A 19,130-nucleotide genomic window follows, 5' to 3' on the forward strand; every position below is an offset into this window, starting at 1 on the left:
AGTCGTATAAGGCCGAAGCAGATTTCGGCCTTACTTTATTATAGGTTTTTCACTTAATGGAAATCGTTTGATGAACAGATTGTCTGTGGCTGCACTAAGCAGCCTTCTTTTACTGCAAGCTTGCCAGCCTGCGACCGAACAGACTGCCGCTTTGGAAAATCAGCTGCCGCAACCAGTTGCTGTGCCTGCCGATGCAGCGCAAACGCTGATCGAGCAGTATTTACTTACTAGCAAAACGCCGTATCAACCATTACAAGACTGGCAGCAATACAGCGCCGCGCCTGCCGGTTTTTCGGCAGTAAGTGTGCAGCATGTTGCCCGCCATGGTTCGCGTTTTCTTTCCAGCCGCGGTGATGATGATTTGATGCTGCAGTTACTACAACTGGCTGGTAATGAGCAAGCGCTTACCCCCTTGGGGCAAGAATTAACACAACTGATTGAGCGCTTACATCAGGCGCATCAGCCTGATAAATATGGCGAAATCTCAGGTAGCGGCGTGCAAGAGCATCAACAAATGGCAACACGGTTACTGGAGCGGCAGCCGCAGTTGTTTGCCAATGCCATTGAGCAACAGCAGCGCATTGCGATACTGCACTCTGGCCGCGAGCGTGCCGATCAGAGCGGCGATGCCTTTGTTAACGGTTTAACCAAACTCAAGCCAGCACTCAGTTCACTTATTGATGATGCCAGGGCAGACGAGGCAACCTTGTACTTTTACAAAGCTGAAGGCAGCGAAGCTTTTGAGCGTTACCGCAAAAGCGATCCGCGGTTACAAGCCGTGATGCAACAGCTGGAAAGTCAGCCTAAATTACAACAAGCGGCCACAGCCATGCTGGAACGCTTTCTTACCCCCGCTTTTATCGCACGTTTGGTAGAAGGCGAGTTTGAGCTAACCTTGGCTGATGATGACGATGCTATTCGTAATGTGTTGGATGCAGCCAATGTACTGTATAGCCTATACAGTATTGCCAGCAATTTAACAGCCGAAGGCGACTTTGATTTTAGCCGCTTGTTGTTAGCAGAGCATGTACTTCCCCTGGCCGAGCTGGATGATGCCGACTCTTTTTATGGCCGCGGCCCGGCGTTTGCCGGCGATGATATTACCTACAACCTAGCCGGCCGTTTGGTAGCGGATATGCTAACTAAAGCCGAACAACCCAATGGTTATGTCGCCACCTTTCGCTTTACCCATGCCCAGGTACTGATGCCGCTGGCGGCCTATTTAGGTATTGCCGGTGCCAGCGAGCCGCTGCCAGAAAGCGTGGTGTATAGCTATCAAAACAGCCCTTGGCGCAGTGGCAAAGTCGCGCCGATGGCGGCGAATGTGCAATGGGAAGTGTATCGCAACGCTGAAAATCTCACGCTAATTAGAATGCTGCATCACGAGCAGGAAACCCGCTTTAAAGCCGACTGCCAGAGCTACGCCGACACGCAGTACTTTTACACCACCACAGAATTAAAGCGCTGCCTACTCCACTAACTTATCCACACAACTCCGGTACCGGCCCGACCAGTTTATCCACACAACTCCGGTACGGTACCTATTCTGGGTTGTGTGAGGTTGGGCTAGTTTCATTAAACTGCCACGGTGTAGTCACAAATTAGTCATTCATTGTTGCTATTATGATTAGCAGTAGCGGTTTTCCCTACTCCCTGGATATTTACCACTTTGGTTAAGTTGGGGGATCTTCCCCCAACGTTTTTCCTAGCGCTGTTCTTGCCTGCTTCGCTTTGCGGTGCACCCCTCTGATACCAGTTGTTCTACAATCAACTTAATATCCGCTTCGTCTAATAACATTTCTTGCAAGTGTGACGTTATGGCTTCGTCATTAAATCCGGTTTCTTTCATCCGGTGGGCAAAATTTTTGTGGATATTGAAAACGAAGGGAGATGTCATTTTTTATACCAATTAAAAATAGCTGCAGGGGATGGTTAATTTGTATAAAAAATAGACTGCAGTCAAGAGGGGCTTTCAAAAAACTAGGCGAGATATCGCATTAATGAGCTCAGGTTTATTAAGTGCAAAGCAACAGGGCTATTTTATCCACCGCACTCCGGTACCGGTCAGAGGTCATACCGGTACCGGAGTGCGGTGGATAACTATTCTGCGAGGGCGGTTAAAATGTGTAAGTTGCCGTAATGCGGAAGGTTCTTGGTTCCATAGGGTGAATATGCCGGTCTTCAATGCCTTCTTCCGCTTCGTTATTTAATCTGGAAGCATAGAAGTACTCTATATCACTGGCTTTGCTGTTCAGGATGTTCATAACATCAAAAGATAATTGCCACGTTGAAAAATTGTATTTCAGGTTACCGTTTAACACCGTGGAGGAGGCTGAACGCTGCGCGTTAAAGCTGTCTAAGGTACGTTTGCCAAAATGCCTAAGTCTTAAGCTGGTTTGCCAGGTATCGTCTGTTTTGTAGATTAACCCCATGCTTAAAACAAAAGGTAGAGAACCATCGATATAATTCCCTTCATCTTGCTCATCTTCGGTAAAGCGCGAGCGAGTGACAGCCAACTCGGTATCTAAACTCCAACTGCGATTAAACCAATAGTAAGCCGCGACTTCCAGGCCGTAACGTCGTGAAGCTCTACTTGGCTCGTTAGTGCCGGCATCACCCACATAAAGTAACTCAGAGTCCATATCTAAATGCCACAAAGCCACTGAGGCATTGAAGGTGGTAAAATCAAAATAACGCAGCCCCAGCTCGGCACCTTTGCTGCGAACTAAAAAATCGACTGGCGCAACAGATTCATCGGTTTGCGGCACGACGGTTGAGGTGGCTCCTCGCGCATCGTTCGAGTGAAAGCCCTGACCAAGATTTAAGTAAGTTTGCCAGTTTGAGCTAATCTGATAGCTTACCCCGGCTTTTAACGAAAAAATGCCGTCGGAAGCTGTACCACTGTTGGCGGCAACATCACTCGTTACCCGAGCCGCCATCAGATCATAGCGCGCCCCTAAATGCACCAGCCATTGCTCGGTTAACGCAAAAGAACTTTGGTTAAACAAAGCGATGCTGCGTTGTAATACTTCATCCTCCCGAATGGTATCTAACCTTTGACGGGCTTGGGTATTGTATAAACCAACCTTAGCGATATCATCAATCCGCGTTTGCACCCCAACCAAATGCTCGGCGGCAATACTACCAATATCGTGATGCCAATGACGGCTTATTTCTCCACCATACAGAGTGCGAGAATCCGTTTGCTCAAACTGATCACCATTAACGGGATCATTTAAGAAATAAGTAAAGTTTGACCACAAATCGAGATCTGAGCTGATGACATAGGCATTCGCTTGCCAAGCATCACTCAGCCAGCTACCCGACAGACTATAACGGGCGCTTTTACCGCCTAAAGAGGTATCTAAAGAACCAAATCGATCAATCAAACCCGCGTTGATAGCCCGCTCCGGTACTTGATCAGCCGCATTCCAGCTATTGTTATACGCCATAAATGTTAGCGCAAACTGTCCGCTGGCAAGGCGCTGAGAGTAACGACTGACCAGATTTACCTTCCGCGTATTTTCCGAGATATCCTGCCAAGGACCATCATAAGCCTGTAGCTCTGTTGCCAGCAGCAGATTACCCGGCCCGGCACTAACACTGCCTTTAGCTAACAAGCGTTGGTAGTCATTCTCTCCCAGTGCCAGAGAGAGTTCATTCCGCGTACTATTTTGAATACCGAAGCGTGCCGTACCTGCTGCCGAAAAATCACCGCTATTAGCGTGGTACGTCCCTTTTTGATAGTCAATTTGGCTAATAATTTCTGGGATAATAAAATTCAGATCGGTATAGCCCTGGCCATGGCCGTGGCTGCGCATATTCACCGGCATGCCATCGACAGAGTTGGCAAAATCGGTGCCATGGTCTAAATTAAAGCCCCGTAAAAAATATTGGTTTGATTTGCCACTACCACTATGCTGCGTAACCACCATACCTGGGATAAACTCTAGGATTTCACCAGTGCGTAGCAAGGGCCTATCTAAAATTTCGGCATTACCAATAACACCTTCAGAGGCGCTACTACTGTGACCGAGTAAATCTATTTGTCTGCCTTTAATGAGAATATTCTCAATGGCATGCGATGATAACGGATCTGCCAGCACACTGTTGGAATAGCCCAAAGCACAGCAACAGCTTAAAAATAGCATCGTGGGTATATACCCAAGTGACTTCAAGATGCGGATTCCAGCTGGAGGTAAAAGCGCTTTAGGCAAGGCGGCTGTTTGATGCTTTGGTGATTCCAAAGCGAGAACAGCTAACGCAGCATAAAGCGCTTTTAGCCCAGCCCTAAGGGAGCCTCTGGGCGCTTCCACTGCAGCGTTACCCTGGCTAGCAAGGTGGTCGACATTGCGTCGCCAGTGTGCCTTGCATTGATAGCGCCCAAAGGCTCTGAAACGCGCATATTGAAGTGACTTGGGTATATACATCGTTAATCCTTAACCTGAGGGAAGACAGTATTGTTTTCAGCTAACACGGCATTGGCTTTAAGCGCTTGGGTATTCCAGCTCAATAACAATTTATGGCTGTGACCTGTTTCGAATAAGGCGTTATAAGACAAGCTCCACGCGGCCTTGCTATGGCAGGTTGCCTTTATTGGCAATAGCACATAGGTTTGCTGCTGAATGCGTTGCGTTTGCCAATTGGCTTGTGCGGCTAATTGCAAGGTACAAGCAGCACCTTGGCTTTTAACCTTAATATGGCTGTCTACATACTGAGCAAGCTGTTCGTGAGCTGCCGTGACTTGCTGCCAACTAATTTGAGCTTTGGTGGTGCCCAGTAAATCTGCACTTGCCAAGTCATGCAGTGCTACTTTCCACAACAAAACCGGTTGCTCCGCCTGCTCCGAGACATCTAGGTAGGCCGTGCTAAATTTATGTGCATAGGCGCTGGGAAGCATCAGCAAGCCAAAACATAGCGCGCTTAACTGTTTTAAGTGCATAGTTACTCCTTAGTCATAGCCAATAAGGCCTGTTGGCTGAGTTCAAGCAATTTTTTGTCATCAGGTTCTTTGGCGCTTTCATAATTAACGTTGGCCCAATGCCAGGCTAATTTAGGATCCGGGGCCAGTGTCAGAAAGTAATGCACCAGATCAGCGGCATGGTCTTGGTCTTGGCGGATTAATCGCAAAGCCATCCGCTCATGAATGATGGTTTGAAAATGTGCAGGCAATTGCAGGTTTTGCTCGGCAATGGCCAAACGTAACATTAGGCCGTCTTCTAATGTCTCGACAAAGGCAAAGCTGGTCATTTTTTCATATAAAAGTGCAGCGTTACCGGTGCGCAAGCTCAAATCGGCCCATTTCAGCCACAAACTCGTTGGCGCTTGTTCGAGAATAGGCGTGAGCCAGGTTAAAGCAACGTTATCTTGCCGCAGCTGCTCGGCTTGCTCTGCTAAAATACCCCGTACCCAAATAGTCAGGGCATCATCTAGAGTACTGTGGCGGGAATATAAAGTATTCAACGCATTGTAAGCGGTTTGCCATTGCCCTTTGCGGCCAACAACTTCATACGAACATACTGAAAATAAAAAAATATCTACGGCCATTAGGCGGTTGCAGGCCTTTTGCGCCAAATCGGTTTCAGCAATGGCTAAATAAATTCTGGCCGCCATTAAGCTCGCCTGTAAATGTTGGGGTTGTTGCTGAAAAATTTTATCCAATAAACTCAGGGCTTCGGTAAAGTGGTGTTGTTGTTGCTTGATGTCACTTAACAACAATACATAATCGATATCGGTTGCAGCAGCCTTATATTGCTCGAGCAAAGACTCTGCATAGTGAAACCAATCGCCAAAGCCGGGCATTTTTGAGCCTTTAATATATAAGCTTGCTAGCTTTAAACGGTTGGCATTTGTTGGTGCTTGGCGTAGCGCTTCGGCCAGGGCATCTACCTCGGCATTGGCAGGCAAATCGGGTTGTAGACTAAAATAGCTATCTGCACTTGGCGTGCTTTGAGTGGCCACGGCGGTCGTGTCGGATAGAAGCAACATTAAAAGCGAGATAAAAAGCATAAAGCACCCTATTACAAAGGTGAGAGCCTAGGCTCTCACCTTTTCTGCTGGCTTAATTACCGGTTAATAGATCGGCATAATCTGCAGTATTATTGCTATCTTGCATAAATACCCTGCCATTAACTGCGAGTGGTTTGTCTGTCGCATTTTGATTAAATGCCTGGCGGCTATAACTGAGGAAGGAAACATTCGCTACCTTAATCTCAATCGAAACAGTGCCACTTACAGTAAACTCACCATCACTGACGGTAATAGCAAAGCTGTCATCGCCAGTAAATTCAGGTGCCGGTGTGTAGGTAAAATCACCGTTAGCGGCGACATTCACTGCACCATTTTCGGGTTGGCTGGTTAAGGTAAACTTAAGCGCATCTTTGTTCATATCAGAGGCTTTAAGCTTGTCACTAATGGCCACGTCAGTTTCCGTTACGAAAAAGTTAGCACCTAAAACCGGAGCCACATTTTTCTCATCAGAGCTATTACACCCTGTCACCAACACCATGCCGAGCAATATCAGTACTTTTCTCATCTTGTGCTCCTTAGTTTGGTGAGCCAGCTAAAGGTGCTAACAAATACGGGAATGAAGTATTTATCATGCTCGCGTTTAATGGCGCGCCGTCGGTAAATGGCACATTACCAACAGGTGCGTCAGCTGGAGAGCAGAACCCCAGGTTAGTAGGCGTGCCTGCTACAGGGATATCATGACAAAGCGCACCCATTACTACGCGCAGCGCAATATCCACCACATCATCCCCTGGTCTGCGACCATTTGGAAAACCCGCTAAATCATTACCGGCTACACCAAAAGCCGATTGCATCTCTGCAGGCGTTGCGGGAATGTTAGTGTTTAAACGTAACATTTCAGACGGCGTTACCGTGGCGAGTTGGTTTACACCGGCAACACCCGTTAAGAACGCAGCAATCAAATCTGTTCTAGGGAAATTACTTGGGGCTAAATCAGGAATATCGGTTCCCAAGGTCGCATTTACCGCATCTCTGAATAAGATGTTTAGCAAGGCAGGTAAGCTTGGGTGCGTTACATAGTCGGCAAACTGACCATCGTTAGCAGGCATGCTACTGTTAAATTTGTCTTTATCAGGTAAACCAATAACCAGCTCATTAACCAGCGGATTGCTCAAACGAGAAACCTGCACTAAAGCACCACCCGATACGGCTGCTTTTTCGAAACTAGCATTTGGATTTAAAATGCGTGCTTGCGGTAAACTTGCTGTTGTCCAGGCACCAATAACGCCGTTGCCGCTGCCAACTAAACAATTTTTATGTACTTCAATCGCGATTGCCGTCACATTTTTATCGTTTAAATCATCATTAGCACTAGATTGCGTGATACCACCTGGAAAACCGCCGCCATCGTTAGCTCCAGGCATGCTGTCGCCTTCTACTGGCACATAGTTTACTAAATCAAAGGTTTCACCCAGATTTACAACGAAAGGATCTTTGCGTTGCCCAACAAAGATACGGGCAGGCCAGTTACAGTTGGGAATTGCGGCATCGTACACATATTGCTCGGCATAAGCCTCATAGCCCTCTGCATCACCGAAGGTTTTATTGCCAACATTGTCATAAGGCTTGGTAAAAACGCCACCACCCTGTGGTGTAAGCATGGCGCTGCTGGCGCCGGTTTTAAGTTCAACAGTGTAATTTTCGATAAAATTTAATGCCGCTGAGCTATCGGCGCTAATACCACCGACATTTTTAAGGGGAACAGCGACCATCCGTTGGTTACCTGCAGGGCCTATAGGCAGTTTAACGCCCATATTGTTATTGGCCAGGGTGTTGCTAAAGCGAAAGTTGAAGCTAATGTCAGGCATGGCGTCGCCCGTATTATCTACATGAATGCTGTACACCGCGTCTGAATCCATTGCAAAATAATTTGGACCACCATAAGCATCTTGTAACGGAATATAGTTAGCAATCATGGTGACATAGTTGCCACGCTCGCTTTCATAGCTGTTAAAAAGGTAGAAGTCAGTCGCATCTACGGTAGGTATTTTCGTGATATTTGGCGCTTCGCGGTGGCTTGATGCCTGCGTGGTGCTTAGCAAAGTCAAGGTACTGATAGCAACAGTAATAGCTATTGCGGTTTTGGTTAGTTTCATTTTTAGTTACCCTCTGGATTAAGTTGCATCCAAGAAACGACTGAGTCTGTTTATTGGATGCAGGTAACTAAAAAAATTATTAAAAAATATAGAATGGTGCTGAATTCACAGTCTGATGACCTTTCCTAGTTACTGGTGTACATCAAAGCGTAATAATTTCAGCAACAAATAACACCTCCCCAGACGGTATGGTTAACGGTGAGCCGCCCTTAGGCTCTAAGCTGACAGCAAGCGCCGCAATAGTAATATTGCTTGCCGCTGCCGGAATTTGTAAGTTCTTTTGGCTTGTTTGTGGTAACAAACCTAAAGAGATCGGCGGGCTACCATCAGTAGGTAACATCCATAACTCATAATCATTGTCTTGTTTGGGGGTAATGGCATCTAATGCTTTTACCTGTAAGGCATCGCCCGTTTTATTGATTAACCACCAAGCTTTTGCCTCAGCATTCTGAATAACGGCAACTTCCTGGAAAGCCGGCGCGGTAGTTTGTGGTAAATACAGTATTACCAATAGCAAGAAAGAGGCCGCCGCAGCAATAAACCAAGGTAACTTGGGCTTTCTGGGGGTAAAGGCGACAACGGTATCATCAAGCCAACCCAGTCGTTTTTGGATGCCATGCCAAACTGCCGTGCCGGGTTCGGTTTCCGGTAAGCTTTCTGCTAATGGATTTAAGTATTGTTCCCATAACCAGAGGGTTTTTCTGGTATTGCTAGAGGAGATCAATAGCTTTTGAAATCGTTTTCTGGCCGCACCTTTTAAGGTACCGAGGATATATTCTACTGCTAAATGGTCGAGCAGCTCTTGGTTTTCATATTTCATGATTCAAGGCACCTTTTTAACTGCACCAAACCCCGGCGGATCCAACTTTTCACTGAGCCTAAAGCGGTACCGGTATGTTCGGTAATTTCCTGATGGCTTAGCCCGTTAAAATAAGCCAATTGAATGGAGATACGGTGATCTTCGCTAAGCACCGACATACAATCATCCAATTTAACTTTTTCTCGTACTAAGCCTAACTGCTCCCCCGTAAGGGCCTCGGCTGAGGCCTGGTCGTTTATTTGGGCCTCGCTGTCTGTTTGCTCTAACTTTACCCGGCGTGATTTTAATAAATCTAATGCCCGGTAGCGTGTAATGCTGATCATCCAAGTCATTACATTACCCTTGTCAGCATGATATTCACCGGCGTTGTGCCAAATTTTCACATAGGCATCCTGCAATACATCCTCGGCCCAATCATTGCGACGCAGCAACTGGATGCAGACTGAGAAGAGCTTACCTGAGGTGGCTTTATAGAGATTGGCAAAGGCTTCTTTATTGCCTTGTGACGTAGCATAAAGCCATTGCAACAGTTGTTGTTGAGATTGTTCCATGTTTAACCTTGTTAGTTTTTGTTTTGTTTAATTACGATAAAGTAATGGTATTAGATGCACTTTTTGGCAAGTTAAGTCGGGATATTTATGTTTTTCCAAGGTGCGGTTATGGATAGCTAAGGTTGCATAAAGCATAGCGCCCGTGGTGCTGACGAGGATAGATGTGAGTAGTTAGGAGAGTTTGCGACTTGAGATGACATAATTTCTTAGAAAGACGTCGATACAGCGTAAGAATGAGCAGAGTGAGCTGTAACAATAACCGCTGCGTGAAAGAAACATGCCGTGGTTGTCGCCACGGCATGTTGAATATGACTAAGCTAAAATACTGCTATTAACGCAAAGCCCCGGCATGCGCGGCGCCGCGGAACACAGCGTTGATGTAGAGTAAATGCATACCATCGACATAAGCACGGAAGTTCGGCTCTTGTGTAAAGGCAATAACCTGGCCGCGACCGTGCGCCTGTACCATCACCAGCGGCTTATGGGCAATTTGCTGGCGGTTTTCTTCCCACACAAAGCCACCGGCCAGTAGCTCTTTTGGCCCGGCAAAATTTACCACATTGCGGCCATCACTAATGCGTAGTGGTTGATAAATTTGGTTACCCACATACAGGCTACGTAGCTGCGGTGCTATACCGGCCGTAAGCCAGTGATTTTCGTCTGCCCTGGCATTAGCAATAAAGCCCGGCACCCAATCTGGATCGGCCTGATAGGGCTTTAACATCTGCTCAAATTCAGTTTGCTCAGCCAATACCTTGCCCGGCACCCGCGCTTCTTTGGCCGGTTTTTCCTGTTCGCTCACCTGATATTCACGCTTGCTGGCAAGTAACGGGTTCTCACCCTCCAGTAGCCAACTGGTAGCATTGCCCAGGGTAATTAATACGCCGCCACGCTCAACAAACTGCCGTAAGTTTTGCTGCCCCGCACTGCCTAACGCCTGCTGATAACTGCCGCGGCCGGTTGCCGGTAACACAAGTACCTGATAGCGGCTTAAGTCGGCATTGCGCAGCTGCGCCGGGCGAATGGCGGTAACCGGATAGTTAATGCCACGCTCCAGCACAAAGCGCGCACTGCCAGCACTTAACGGGTTTGTAGGCTCATCCCACAACATGGCAATATTTACTGCAGGAACAGCAGGTACATTAAAAGAACCAAAGTTTGGCCCTTCGGTTACCCAACTGGTGTCCAAACCTTCCACCAGAGCACCGCTTTGGCGGGCAAACTCGGTAACCCTGGCGGTTAAATCGGCAGCATTATCAGCACGGCTTAACACTAGTGTGCCGGCTGGATATTGCTTACCATTTTGATGGGTAAAAGGGAGATCGCTACTGCGTAAACTTAGCCCTTGCTGCAAGGCCACACTTAAAAAACGTGCTGCCGCCATATCGCCCCAGGGCACCACAAAGCCATATTTAGCATCCGGGTTAGTGACATTACCGGCAAGAATGGTCTCAGGCCCAACTAGATTACTGGCCACCCGTGGTGCCTGATTGCAGCTTTGCATTTCCAGGTTATACATCAGTGGCAGCGACCAGGCCGTTACATCATAAATTTGGTCCGGCAGGTTATTGGCACGGCGCTGCTCTTGTTTGGCAATAAAGGCTTTATCCATCGGCACCGTATCATCGAGCAAGGTGCGCATTAAATGGTAGCTAGGTTGGTTAGTGCGAATAACATAACTGCCGGCTTGATACTGTTTGCCACACGCGCGGAAAGCCTCTTGCGCTTGCTCTACTGCAATACCATGCTGGGTAAGCACTCCCATTAACTTTTGATGACCGGCCCGATCGCGCTCAGCAGCAAAAATATAGCTACGAATGCCGTCTTTCTCGCCCTGGCTGGCAGCACGCACCCGGTATTGATAAAAGTTTTGCAGCAGTTCTGTCGCATTATTGCTGGCGCTCTCTAAAGTGGCTTTAAAGGCGACAAAGTTGCGCTGAATGCCATCGGCAAAGGTTAAGATACTGCCATCTTGCAGGCGGTAATGATGACCGCGGGCCGACGCCATTTCATAGGTCATCGACACGCTGCCGTAATACAGTGGCCAGCTGGCACCGTAGCCCGGATAAAAGGCATCAAAAATTTCCCGGGTAAAGTAGCTATAACCTAGCTCGTCAAACCATTTGGCATTGTTTTGGCCCACTTTATCCAGCACGGTACGTTGGTTAGCCTGAATATGCGGGTTATAAGGCTCGGCCTCCGGGCTAAAGTAATAACCCATATCGCCGCCCATTTCGTGCGAGTCGACAAAAATCAGTGGGTACATTTGCTGCAGCACTTTAACCCTGCTGGCAATTTCCGGCTGGGTAAGCGAAATCCAGTCGCGGTTCATATCAAACAAATAATGGTTGGTTCGGCCATTTGGCCAGGGCTCGTTTTGCTCGGCTGATAAGCGGTCTGGCGAATGCTCCAAGCCTACCGTGGCGTAATAGCGGCTAACAAACCGATGATGGCCATCCGGGTTTTGTAAAGGATCGATATACACCAAAGTATTGCTTAAAATCTGCGTGGTTAAGGCGCTTTGGTCGGCCAGTAAATGATAGGCCAATGCCATAGCCGCATCGGCCGGGCTAATTTCATTGCCGTGTAAGCTGCTGGCAATCCACACGCTGGCCGGCAAGCTGGCAATAAGCTGTTTTGCTTCTGGCGCGCTTAATTGCGCCGGGTTAGCCAACTGGCGCATACCTGCCTCAATATTGGCTAAGTTACTCATATTCTCAGCATTACCGATTACCGCATAAAACAAGGGGCGGCCTTGCCAGCTCTTGCCATAAGGTACTAGCTTAATTCTATTAGGATAACGGCTGGCAAGCTGTTCGAAAAAGCGTGAAATATCAGCCGGTTCAGAAATGCGCTCGCCAAAGTTGTGCCCAAGTAATTGTTGCACCGAAGCCGCATCGCTTTGGTATTGGCTATTAGGAAAATAAGGTACTGCTTGAGTAGCGGCAGCCAGTAACGGCAAGGCCGTAAGGCTGGCAGCAAAGGTGGCAAGTTTGACTAAGCGCATAAGATCCCAAAGATGATTAAGAGAGTTTTTTAATCACCTTAAGCGCAGCCACCGCAGATAACAAGTAGCTAGCCAACACCTTGCGACCAACAGCAAAGTTGTGCTGATCAATTACTTCATGCCTTTGATACTGCTTGTAGCAATGGCTGCAGTTCGCTGCGTTGGCGTGGTAATACCGCTAATTCTAAACCGAGTAATTTAAAGTAACTGCGTAAGCTGTCTAGCCTTGGATTGCCCTGATCATTTTCAATATCACTTATTACCTGGCGGCTTAAGCCGGTGATTTTACATACCTCGGTTTGCGACAGCTGTAATCCCTGATGGCGAAGTATTCTAGCTACTTCGCCCAGAGTAGTTTCTCCGGCGAGCATTTTGGCCACTAACTGATGTTTAAGCTCAAACCTAGCTGTTTCGGGATCGGTATGGCTGGCTAATGCCGTGTTTTTGCGATCTTTTATCATGTTAATAGCCCCCAGTTCTGTAACCGCTGTTCAAGGTAAGTAAAACCCATAACCGGCATTGAAAGGATGCTATCAGGTACGCCTCGCTTAGCTAAACGTTGGGGAAGATGGCGTACTTTTTCAGCAAGTTGCTGTAGTTGTAAAAAGAGGTAGCTAGGTTCGCCGTACTCAGCCAAGCTTTCACACAAAGGCAGCCAAGCGATATCGCCGCTTCGTTCAAAATGGGTACTCCAATGCGTGGTGCGGATCACCACTTCAGGATCTGCTTTCATCGGTGCAAAATCATAAATAGGCGCTAGGCTGATGTGGTTATCTTTTTTTAAAATTGCCATATTGCGGCCATGGTTGTCTGAATTGCCAAACACCAGATTAAGTAAGTCACGCTGCAGGTATTCAGCTGTTAGCTCAGCCACCGTTTGGGTATTAACAACCTTTACTAAGGCCGATAACACATCCTCATGTTTTAAATGACTACCGGCAGGTTTATTTAGTAAAGAGAAAATCGATTCCACGCCAAAGCGCAGCACTTTGCCGCCAGAATACTCGCGGTCAAACCGGGGCAACCAAAGTGATGGATTAGTTATTCCCTCATGTAAATGCAGCCGCTTGATTTGCATAGTATCAAATCCCAGCTCTGCTAATTCAGCATAAAAATGATACTCTGCCCGCAGAATGTCTTTATCTATAGCAGTATTGCCCCGGGGAAATTTTACTAAATAGTGTAAGTCATCGCTGTTATCGTCTTGTTGTGGATCTATCCACACTTGTTGTTGCTTGCTAAGCCTAACTAATAGTTTAGGTGCTGCGCCTCCTGCGCCAGTAGCTCCACCAGACACCGCACCACGCTGCCTGGCGTAGTTTAAGAAATCATGGTCGCGATCAATCACCATTTGTTTGGCAAAGCGCAGCTGCGCTAGTTCAGCTACTTGCTGGCTAAGCGCGTGCTCTACCGACTCTTTAATACGCAAATTTCCAATCGGTGCAATAGTGCCCATTTTCAACAAGGTGACATCTTGCATAGCAACGGATTCTTGTTGTAAGCCCAGCATATCTAGCCATATGGTTCTGGCATAACCCATTGGCATTATGTCTTCAATTAAGGCTGGCCAATTTGGGAATGTATGAACATCCATTGGGTTGACTGGGTATGACACAGAAAAACTTCGAGAGCCGGTCTCGTCAAAATAGGATACCGCATATTGAGTAAGTGCCTGTGCAGATATCCAGCCTTGCTTGCCCAATGTTGGCTGTTCAATCTTTAAACGATACGCATCTTGCCAGCTACCGTCATTAAAAGCTTGTAAAGTGAGTTGCATAACAGGCCTATATCAGGTTGTGTATGTCTACTATAGCGCACAAATTTAAATTTATCAGTGTTTTTTGTCTAATATAATGTACATTTATGCCTATTTTTTGCTGTTTCTGTCTGCTATATCAGACACTAAGTTGAGTGTAGGGTAGCCTTAAACCGTTCTACATCTGCTGATAAAAACCACTTGCTATGGGGGGCGTAGTCCTTAATACTTAAATCAGTTAATTCTCTGGGCGGTGTTATGAAAACCAGCATACTGCACTTTAGCGAACTGGCCGCAATTAGCGATCTGGCGTTTGCTGGCCTGCCCCAGAGTAAACCTCTACTGATACAAGCCTATATCAACGACGACGTAACCCCCTGGATTAGTGCTTTGCAACAGGTGCTGCAGCGCTGCGTACCTAATGCCACTGTCGCCGGTATGACCAACTATGCGCAAATAGAGCATGGCAACATAAAGCAGCAAGGTATGTCGGTATTTGTTACCGAGTTTACTGAAAGCAAAGTAAGCCAGACATTACTGCGGGCAGAGTCCAGCGAGGCAGAAAAAGTCACGGCGTTACAACAACTGCTGCAACCAGACACCAAAGTATTGCTAGTGCACTCCTCAGATTTGCTGAGTCGCCACGCTCATTTATTGCCTTTAATTACCCAATTACGGCCGGACATCATAGTCGCAGGTGCGGTAGCGCAACCCGCTGGCGTTGAGCTGTATTCTTGCGTCTTTAATCATCAACAGCAAGCGGAAGATGCCTTTTTGCTAACGGCGCTGCATGGTTACAACTTACAAGCCCGCTCAGCGTTAAAGCGCAATTGGTTTGCAATAGGCAAGCCAATGCAAGTTACGGCAGCGCACCATAACTGTGTAAGTACCATTGACGAGCAAAGTGTCGTTGATCTTTATCAGCACTATTTAGGGCCAGGTGTTGCGCAGCATTTGCCAGCTGCCTCTTCTATGTTTCCATTGTTTTTCGACGACAGTGTGCATCAAAATACCGCCTTTGTGATAAAAACCACGGCAGATGGCGGCGCAGTATTTAATCAGAAAGTGGAAGTGGGGCAGCAGGTTAGGCTGGCCTTCGCTAATATGAACTCGTTACTAGACAATAGTTACTTGGCGGCTATTGGGCCACTTAATGCCGAACAAGTCTTTGTATTCTCATGCGGCGTGCGTTTAGATCTGCTAAAAGAAAATATCGTAGAAGAAATAGCGCCCCTGGCAGCCAAATTACCAGTTTGTGGTACTTTTGGCTTTGGCGAAATGGCCATGGACGAGCATGGCAAAGCGGGCTTATTTAGCCATAGTATGTCTTTACTCTTTTTGGCCGAGCAGCCTAGCCCGGTAAGTTTTAGCTTGCCGCCAGAGCAAGCGACACAGGTAGAGCGGCACGAATTTAAACTCAGTAGCGAAGAGTTATTGGGTATTTACAGCAACCTGACCCGGGCGTTAATGCAAGACTTAACCCACACCAATAACGCTTTAAAACAGCTTACCCTTACCGATCATTTAACCGGTATAGGGAATAGAAAATACCTCGATGAACAACTACATAAAGAACAACAGCTCTACCAGCGATATCACAGACCTTTTAGCATCTTGTTGTTAGATATTGACCATTTCAAAGCCATTAACGACAAGTTTGGCCATTTAAACGGTGACAAGGTACTAATTGCTGTGGCAAAAACCTTAATACGCGAAGTGCGCGATGTGGATATCGTTGGCCGCTGGGGCGGCGAAGAGTTTATGGTGATCTGCCCAGATACCGACTTAGAACAAAGCTATGGCTTAGCAGAGCGTTTACGCATTGCGATATTAGAACTACGTATTTTAACCGACGACGGTATTATTCAACTTACCACCAGCATTGGCGTGGCAGAACTCGCCGAACTCATGAATATCGACCAACTGCTACAACAAGCCGATAAACATCTATATCAGGCCAAGTCACAGGGGCGAAATCAAGTTCTTTAAAACGCACCTGATGCGCAATCCATAGGGTCATAAAGCTAGCCTATGAACTAAGCTATTAATGTAAAATCAAAGCGAATGAATTAGTTAGCTTTTAAATAATAGGGTAGCGCCAATGGAAAAATTTCTGCAAAGTAGCCGGGTGTTAGTTTTTCTTACCATTAGCGTATGCGCTGCTGCTGCGGTGCTTTTGTATTTTGCCAGCGTGGTAATAGTGTACAACGTGATTGTCGACAGTATTCTGCATATTCCCAGCACCGCCGATCAAGGCAAGCGTTTGGCCGTAAAACTGTTAAAAGTGCTGGATACCCTACTAATAGCCCTTACCTTTCAAATCATTGCTACCGGTCTGTACCGGTTATTTTTGGGCGATCCAGACAGCAAAGAAAAAGGCTTGCTTAAAGCCATGGATATTAAAAACTTCCACGATTTAAAAATAACGCTAATGCAAGTTGCCAGCGTGATTATGGTTATCTTATTTTTAGAACAAGCCGTAGAAGTAGGTGCCACCTTAGAAACCCTATACTTTGGCATTGCTATAGCGGTAGTGGTATTGGCAAGCGTATTTGCAGCGCGGTATATGCGGCATTAGTAAGCTTGCTGGACAATGGTTGCAGCTACTAACAATAGCTGTTAAAAGAGTTACCTATAACAATAACAGCCTTATCTAAGCCATGAGCACGACCATTCTCTTTTATCATCAGCAAGCTGCATTATTGGCAGCGCAATACAATGCACTTAGCTTTGAGCAGGTGCATGAAAGCTGGCGGCAATATTGGCCCGAGAGCCAAATGGTATTGGATATTGGTGCCGGTAGCGGTCGTGACGCTGCTTGGTTAGCTGCACAGGGTTGTCAGGTGATTGCGGTAGAGCCTGCAGCAGGCCTTTTAAAACTTGGCCAACTAAAAACGGCTAAGGCACAGTTACAAAATGTGCAATGGCTAGCCGATACCCTACCTGAATTAAAAGCCTGTTATCAGTTAAATCTGCAATTTAATACCATACTGTTAAGTGCTGTTTGGATGCATATTTTACCTTCTGAACGAGCTCGTGCCTTTCGTAAAATGGCAAATTTACTTGCTCCGGGCGGGCGGTTAATTATCAGTTTACGCTTTGGCGAGTTTAGCGACGAACGTGTTGCCTATCCTGTTAGCGTGGATGAGATTGCGCAGTTAGCGCAGCAATTTGGCTTGGTATTAAAATTTGTTAGCACGCTCAATGCGGATAGAGGTGGTCGAACAGGCATCAGCTGGCAAACGTTAGTGCTGGAACTGCCAGATGATGGCAGTGGTAGCCTGAGTAAAGTTCGGCATATCGTGGTCAATGATAATAAGTCTTCAACGTATAAACTGGCCCTGCTGCGCACTTTAGTGCGTATTGCTGATGCACACCCTGGCGCGGTGCTCGATAAACAAGATGGCAAAGTGGCTATCTCGCTTGGCTTAGTGGCACTGTATTGGATCCGCCTATTTAAACGCTTAGTCGATAACGGTATTCAGCAAAGTGCTGATCCGGCCAAAGGGTTAGGTTTTGTTACCGCCCAAGGTTGGGGGCTACTTAAGCACCTTACGGCAGATGATTTTGCTATTGGAAATTTTTATAGCGGGCAAGAGGCACTGGCGCTGCAGCAATTAATCTCTGACACCTTAAAGACCATTAAAAACGGTCCTGTTACCTATATTTGGCAAGGTCATAAAGAAAACCGCTTATTTGACATGCAGCGCACGCCTACTAGGCGCTCCGACAGCGTGCTGGTTGATAAAACCTTTCTGGATAGCTTTGGTAGTTTTATTCTCAGCGAAGAAATGTGGAACTGTTTTCGCCAATATGGCTGCTGGATTGAGCCACTTTTGCTGCAGCAGTGGATTGCTGAGATGCAAAAGTATGAATTAAATATGCAGCGGCAGCTTACTCTAGAAACCTATCACAATAACTTACGCTGGTTTGAACGGCAGCATGATACGGCTAAGGTAAGAAAAAAAGTGGAACAGCTAAAAGCCACCGGCGTTTCGGTATGTAGCGTCTGGAGTGGTACTAAACTGTATCATTACGATATCGATCATTGCCTACCGTTTAGCTATTGGCCAAATAATGATTTATGGAATTTATTGCCCGCAAGTAGCCAAGAAAACCGGGTAAAGCGTGACCGGCTTCCCAGCCAAAGCCGTTTAGCCACATCACGATCGTTAATTACCGATTGGTGGCAACAAGCTTGGCAAACCACACAGGAACAGCAACGATTTTTTACAGAGGCTGCTTTGTCACTGCCAAATATACGTTCAGGTTGCCGTGATTTTGATGAAATCTTTCATGCCTTACAATTACAAGTTGTTGGGGTAAAACACCGGCTGCAAGTCGCAGAATGGTAGTGTTGGCTGCCAATCTGTTCATAAGTTAAAGCAAGTTGTTAAGTGGCTTGCGAGTGCGCTAAGCTTTGGATAGGAGCTTTGTGCCAAAATCTGTCACTTATCTTGCGGATGCCTAGTTTGTTAGCATCATTTTTGCTTCTGCGTTTATACCGTTTAACAAAGATTTCGCCTTTGGCGAGATACTTTCTTTTGCCTTGCCAAAAGAAAGTATCCAAAGAAAAGGCAACCCGATTCCGCTCGAAAGCCCGCTGAAAAATATCGATTTGAGGCGAAAACGTAACTCGCGATTCGCTAGCGTCGAATCGCTCAAACACCCGTTTTCTTAAAACCTCAAATCGACATTTTTCAACGGCTCGCTCCAACGGGGGGAGGCGCAGTAGCTAGATTGGTCTTGGCATATGGCTGCTTTTCACTCAAAGCGAAGATCGTCTGTGTGTCCAGGCTGTGTGAAAACTGCTGATCACCTTTTGGTCTAAGTAGCAGGTTTTTATGATCAATCATTCTTAATAAAACGC

The 19,130-nt window shown here is 46.8% G+C and carries 14 protein-coding genes and 1 pseudogene; 4 read left to right on the forward strand and 11 right to left on the reverse strand.

Annotated features, from left to right (window positions below; all coding sequences use genetic code 11):
- Window positions 1-70: 70 nt before the first annotated feature.
- Window positions 71-1,480 (forward strand): histidine-type phosphatase, encoded by a 1,410-nt coding sequence (locus tag IE163_RS01980; RefSeq protein WP_189429597.1) that lies wholly within the window; start codon window positions 71-73, stop codon window positions 1,478-1,480.
- A 225-nt stretch (window positions 1,481-1,705) separates the two neighbouring features.
- On the opposite strand, the gene IE163_RS01985 is transcribed toward IE163_RS01980, so the two are convergent.
- From IE163_RS01985 to IE163_RS02035, 11 genes and pseudogenes are all read right to left on the reverse strand, one after another.
- On the reverse strand, window positions 1,706-1,897 hold the full coding sequence (locus tag IE163_RS01985; RefSeq protein WP_189429599.1) for a hypothetical protein: 192 nt from the start codon (window positions 1,895-1,897) through the stop codon (window positions 1,706-1,708).
- A 220-nt stretch (window positions 1,898-2,117) separates the two neighbouring features.
- Window positions 2,118-4,151, reverse strand: a complete 2,034-nt coding sequence (locus IE163_RS01990; protein WP_189430455.1) for a TonB-dependent receptor — start codon at window positions 4,149-4,151, stop codon at window positions 2,118-2,120.
- A 281-nt stretch (window positions 4,152-4,432) separates the two neighbouring features.
- Window positions 4,433-4,942, reverse strand: a complete 510-nt coding sequence (locus IE163_RS01995) for a hypothetical protein (RefSeq protein ID WP_189429602.1) — start codon at window positions 4,940-4,942, stop codon at window positions 4,433-4,435.
- Between the two features lie 611 nt (window positions 4,943-5,553).
- Window positions 5,554-6,009 (reverse strand): annotated as a pseudogene (locus tag IE163_RS17955) (tetratricopeptide repeat protein); the annotation flags it as partial.
- A gap of 52 nt (window positions 6,010-6,061) precedes the next feature.
- A complete protein-coding gene (locus IE163_RS02005) occupies window positions 6,062-6,535 on the reverse strand; it encodes an Ig-like domain-containing protein (RefSeq protein WP_189429607.1) in 474 nt (157 codons plus the stop codon).
- Window positions 6,536-6,545: 10 nt separating this feature from the next.
- Window positions 6,546-8,126 carry a DUF4331 domain-containing protein gene (locus tag IE163_RS02010; RefSeq protein ID WP_189429609.1) on the reverse strand — a complete coding sequence of 527 codons (1,581 nt, stop codon included), beginning with the start codon at window positions 8,124-8,126 and terminating at the stop codon, window positions 6,546-6,548.
- Window positions 8,127-8,268: 142 nt separating this feature from the next.
- Window positions 8,269-8,946, reverse strand: a complete 678-nt coding sequence (locus IE163_RS02015) for an anti-sigma factor (RefSeq protein WP_189429611.1) — start codon at window positions 8,944-8,946, stop codon at window positions 8,269-8,271.
- Window positions 8,943-9,497 (reverse strand): sigma-70 family RNA polymerase sigma factor, encoded by a 555-nt coding sequence (locus IE163_RS02020; RefSeq protein WP_189429613.1) that lies wholly within the window; start codon window positions 9,495-9,497, stop codon window positions 8,943-8,945. The genes IE163_RS02015 and IE163_RS02020 overlap by 4 nt, the downstream gene beginning before the upstream one ends.
- Window positions 9,498-9,828: 331 nt before the next feature.
- Window positions 9,829-12,504, reverse strand: coding sequence for a M14 family metallopeptidase (locus IE163_RS02025; RefSeq protein ID WP_189429615.1), 2,676 nt, complete (start codon window positions 12,502-12,504; stop codon window positions 9,829-9,831).
- 116 nt (window positions 12,505-12,620) lie between these two features.
- On the reverse strand, window positions 12,621-12,965 hold the full coding sequence (locus IE163_RS02030; protein ID WP_189429617.1) for a helix-turn-helix domain-containing protein: 345 nt from the start codon (window positions 12,963-12,965) through the stop codon (window positions 12,621-12,623).
- The gene (locus tag IE163_RS02035) at window positions 12,962-14,281 is read right to left on the reverse strand and encodes a type II toxin-antitoxin system HipA family toxin (RefSeq protein ID WP_189429619.1); all 1,320 of its coding nucleotides are present in this window, start codon (window positions 14,279-14,281) and stop codon (window positions 12,962-12,964) included. The genes IE163_RS02030 and IE163_RS02035 overlap by 4 nt, the downstream gene beginning before the upstream one ends.
- A 237-nt stretch (window positions 14,282-14,518) precedes the next feature.
- Between IE163_RS02035 and IE163_RS02040 the strand changes: the two genes are divergently transcribed.
- From IE163_RS02040 to IE163_RS02050, 3 genes are all read left to right on the forward strand, one after another.
- Complete coding sequence (locus IE163_RS02040; protein ID WP_189429628.1) at window positions 14,519-16,249, forward strand: sensor domain-containing diguanylate cyclase; 1,731 nt, start codon at window positions 14,519-14,521, stop codon at window positions 16,247-16,249.
- Window positions 16,250-16,361: 112 nt separating this feature from the next.
- Complete coding sequence (locus IE163_RS02045) at window positions 16,362-16,838, forward strand: YqhA family protein (RefSeq protein WP_189429630.1); 477 nt, start codon at window positions 16,362-16,364, stop codon at window positions 16,836-16,838.
- 82 nt (window positions 16,839-16,920) lie between these two features.
- Window positions 16,921-18,615 (forward strand): class I SAM-dependent methyltransferase, encoded by a 1,695-nt coding sequence (locus IE163_RS02050; protein WP_189429632.1) that lies wholly within the window; start codon window positions 16,921-16,923, stop codon window positions 18,613-18,615.
- The last annotated feature ends 515 nt before the right edge of the window (window positions 18,616-19,130 follow it).

The sequence above is a fragment of the Alishewanella longhuensis genome, assembly GCF_014653435.1.
In the GTDB taxonomy this organism is placed as follows: Bacteria; Pseudomonadota; Gammaproteobacteria; order Enterobacterales; family Alteromonadaceae; genus Alishewanella; species Alishewanella longhuensis.

Coding starts and splice junctions, on each gene's coding strand:
- IE163_RS01995 (WP_189429602.1), bottom strand. CDS start 4,942: ATGCACTTAAAACAGTTAAGCGCGCTATGTTTTGGCTTGCTGATGCTT.
- IE163_RS02045 (WP_189429630.1), top strand. CDS start 16,362: ATGGAAAAATTTCTGCAAAGTAGCCGGGTGTTAGTTTTTCTTACCATT.
- IE163_RS02040 (WP_189429628.1), top strand. CDS start 14,519: ATGAAAACCAGCATACTGCACTTTAGCGAACTGGCCGCAATTAGCGAT.
- IE163_RS02010 (WP_189429609.1), bottom strand. CDS start 8,126: ATGAAACTAACCAAAACCGCAATAGCTATTACTGTTGCTATCAGTACC.
- IE163_RS02020 (WP_189429613.1), bottom strand. CDS start 9,497: ATGGAACAATCTCAACAACAACTGTTGCAATGGCTTTATGCTACGTCA.
- IE163_RS02030 (WP_189429617.1), bottom strand. CDS start 12,965: ATGATAAAAGATCGCAAAAACACGGCATTAGCCAGCCATACCGATCCC.
- IE163_RS01980 (WP_189429597.1), top strand. CDS start 71: ATGAACAGATTGTCTGTGGCTGCACTAAGCAGCCTTCTTTTACTGCAA.
- IE163_RS02015 (WP_189429611.1), bottom strand. CDS start 8,946: ATGAAATATGAAAACCAAGAGCTGCTCGACCATTTAGCAGTAGAATAT.
- IE163_RS02005 (WP_189429607.1), bottom strand. CDS start 6,535: ATGAGAAAAGTACTGATATTGCTCGGCATGGTGTTGGTGACAGGGTGT.
- IE163_RS02035 (WP_189429619.1), bottom strand. CDS start 14,281: ATGCAACTCACTTTACAAGCTTTTAATGACGGTAGCTGGCAAGATGCG.
- IE163_RS02050 (WP_189429632.1), top strand. CDS start 16,921: ATGAGCACGACCATTCTCTTTTATCATCAGCAAGCTGCATTATTGGCA.
- IE163_RS01990 (WP_189430455.1), bottom strand. CDS start 4,151: ATGCTATTTTTAAGCTGTTGCTGTGCTTTGGGCTATTCCAACAGTGTG.
- IE163_RS02025 (WP_189429615.1), bottom strand. CDS start 12,504: ATGCGCTTAGTCAAACTTGCCACCTTTGCTGCCAGCCTTACGGCCTTG.
- IE163_RS01985 (WP_189429599.1), bottom strand. CDS start 1,897: ATGACATCTCCCTTCGTTTTCAATATCCACAAAAATTTTGCCCACCGG.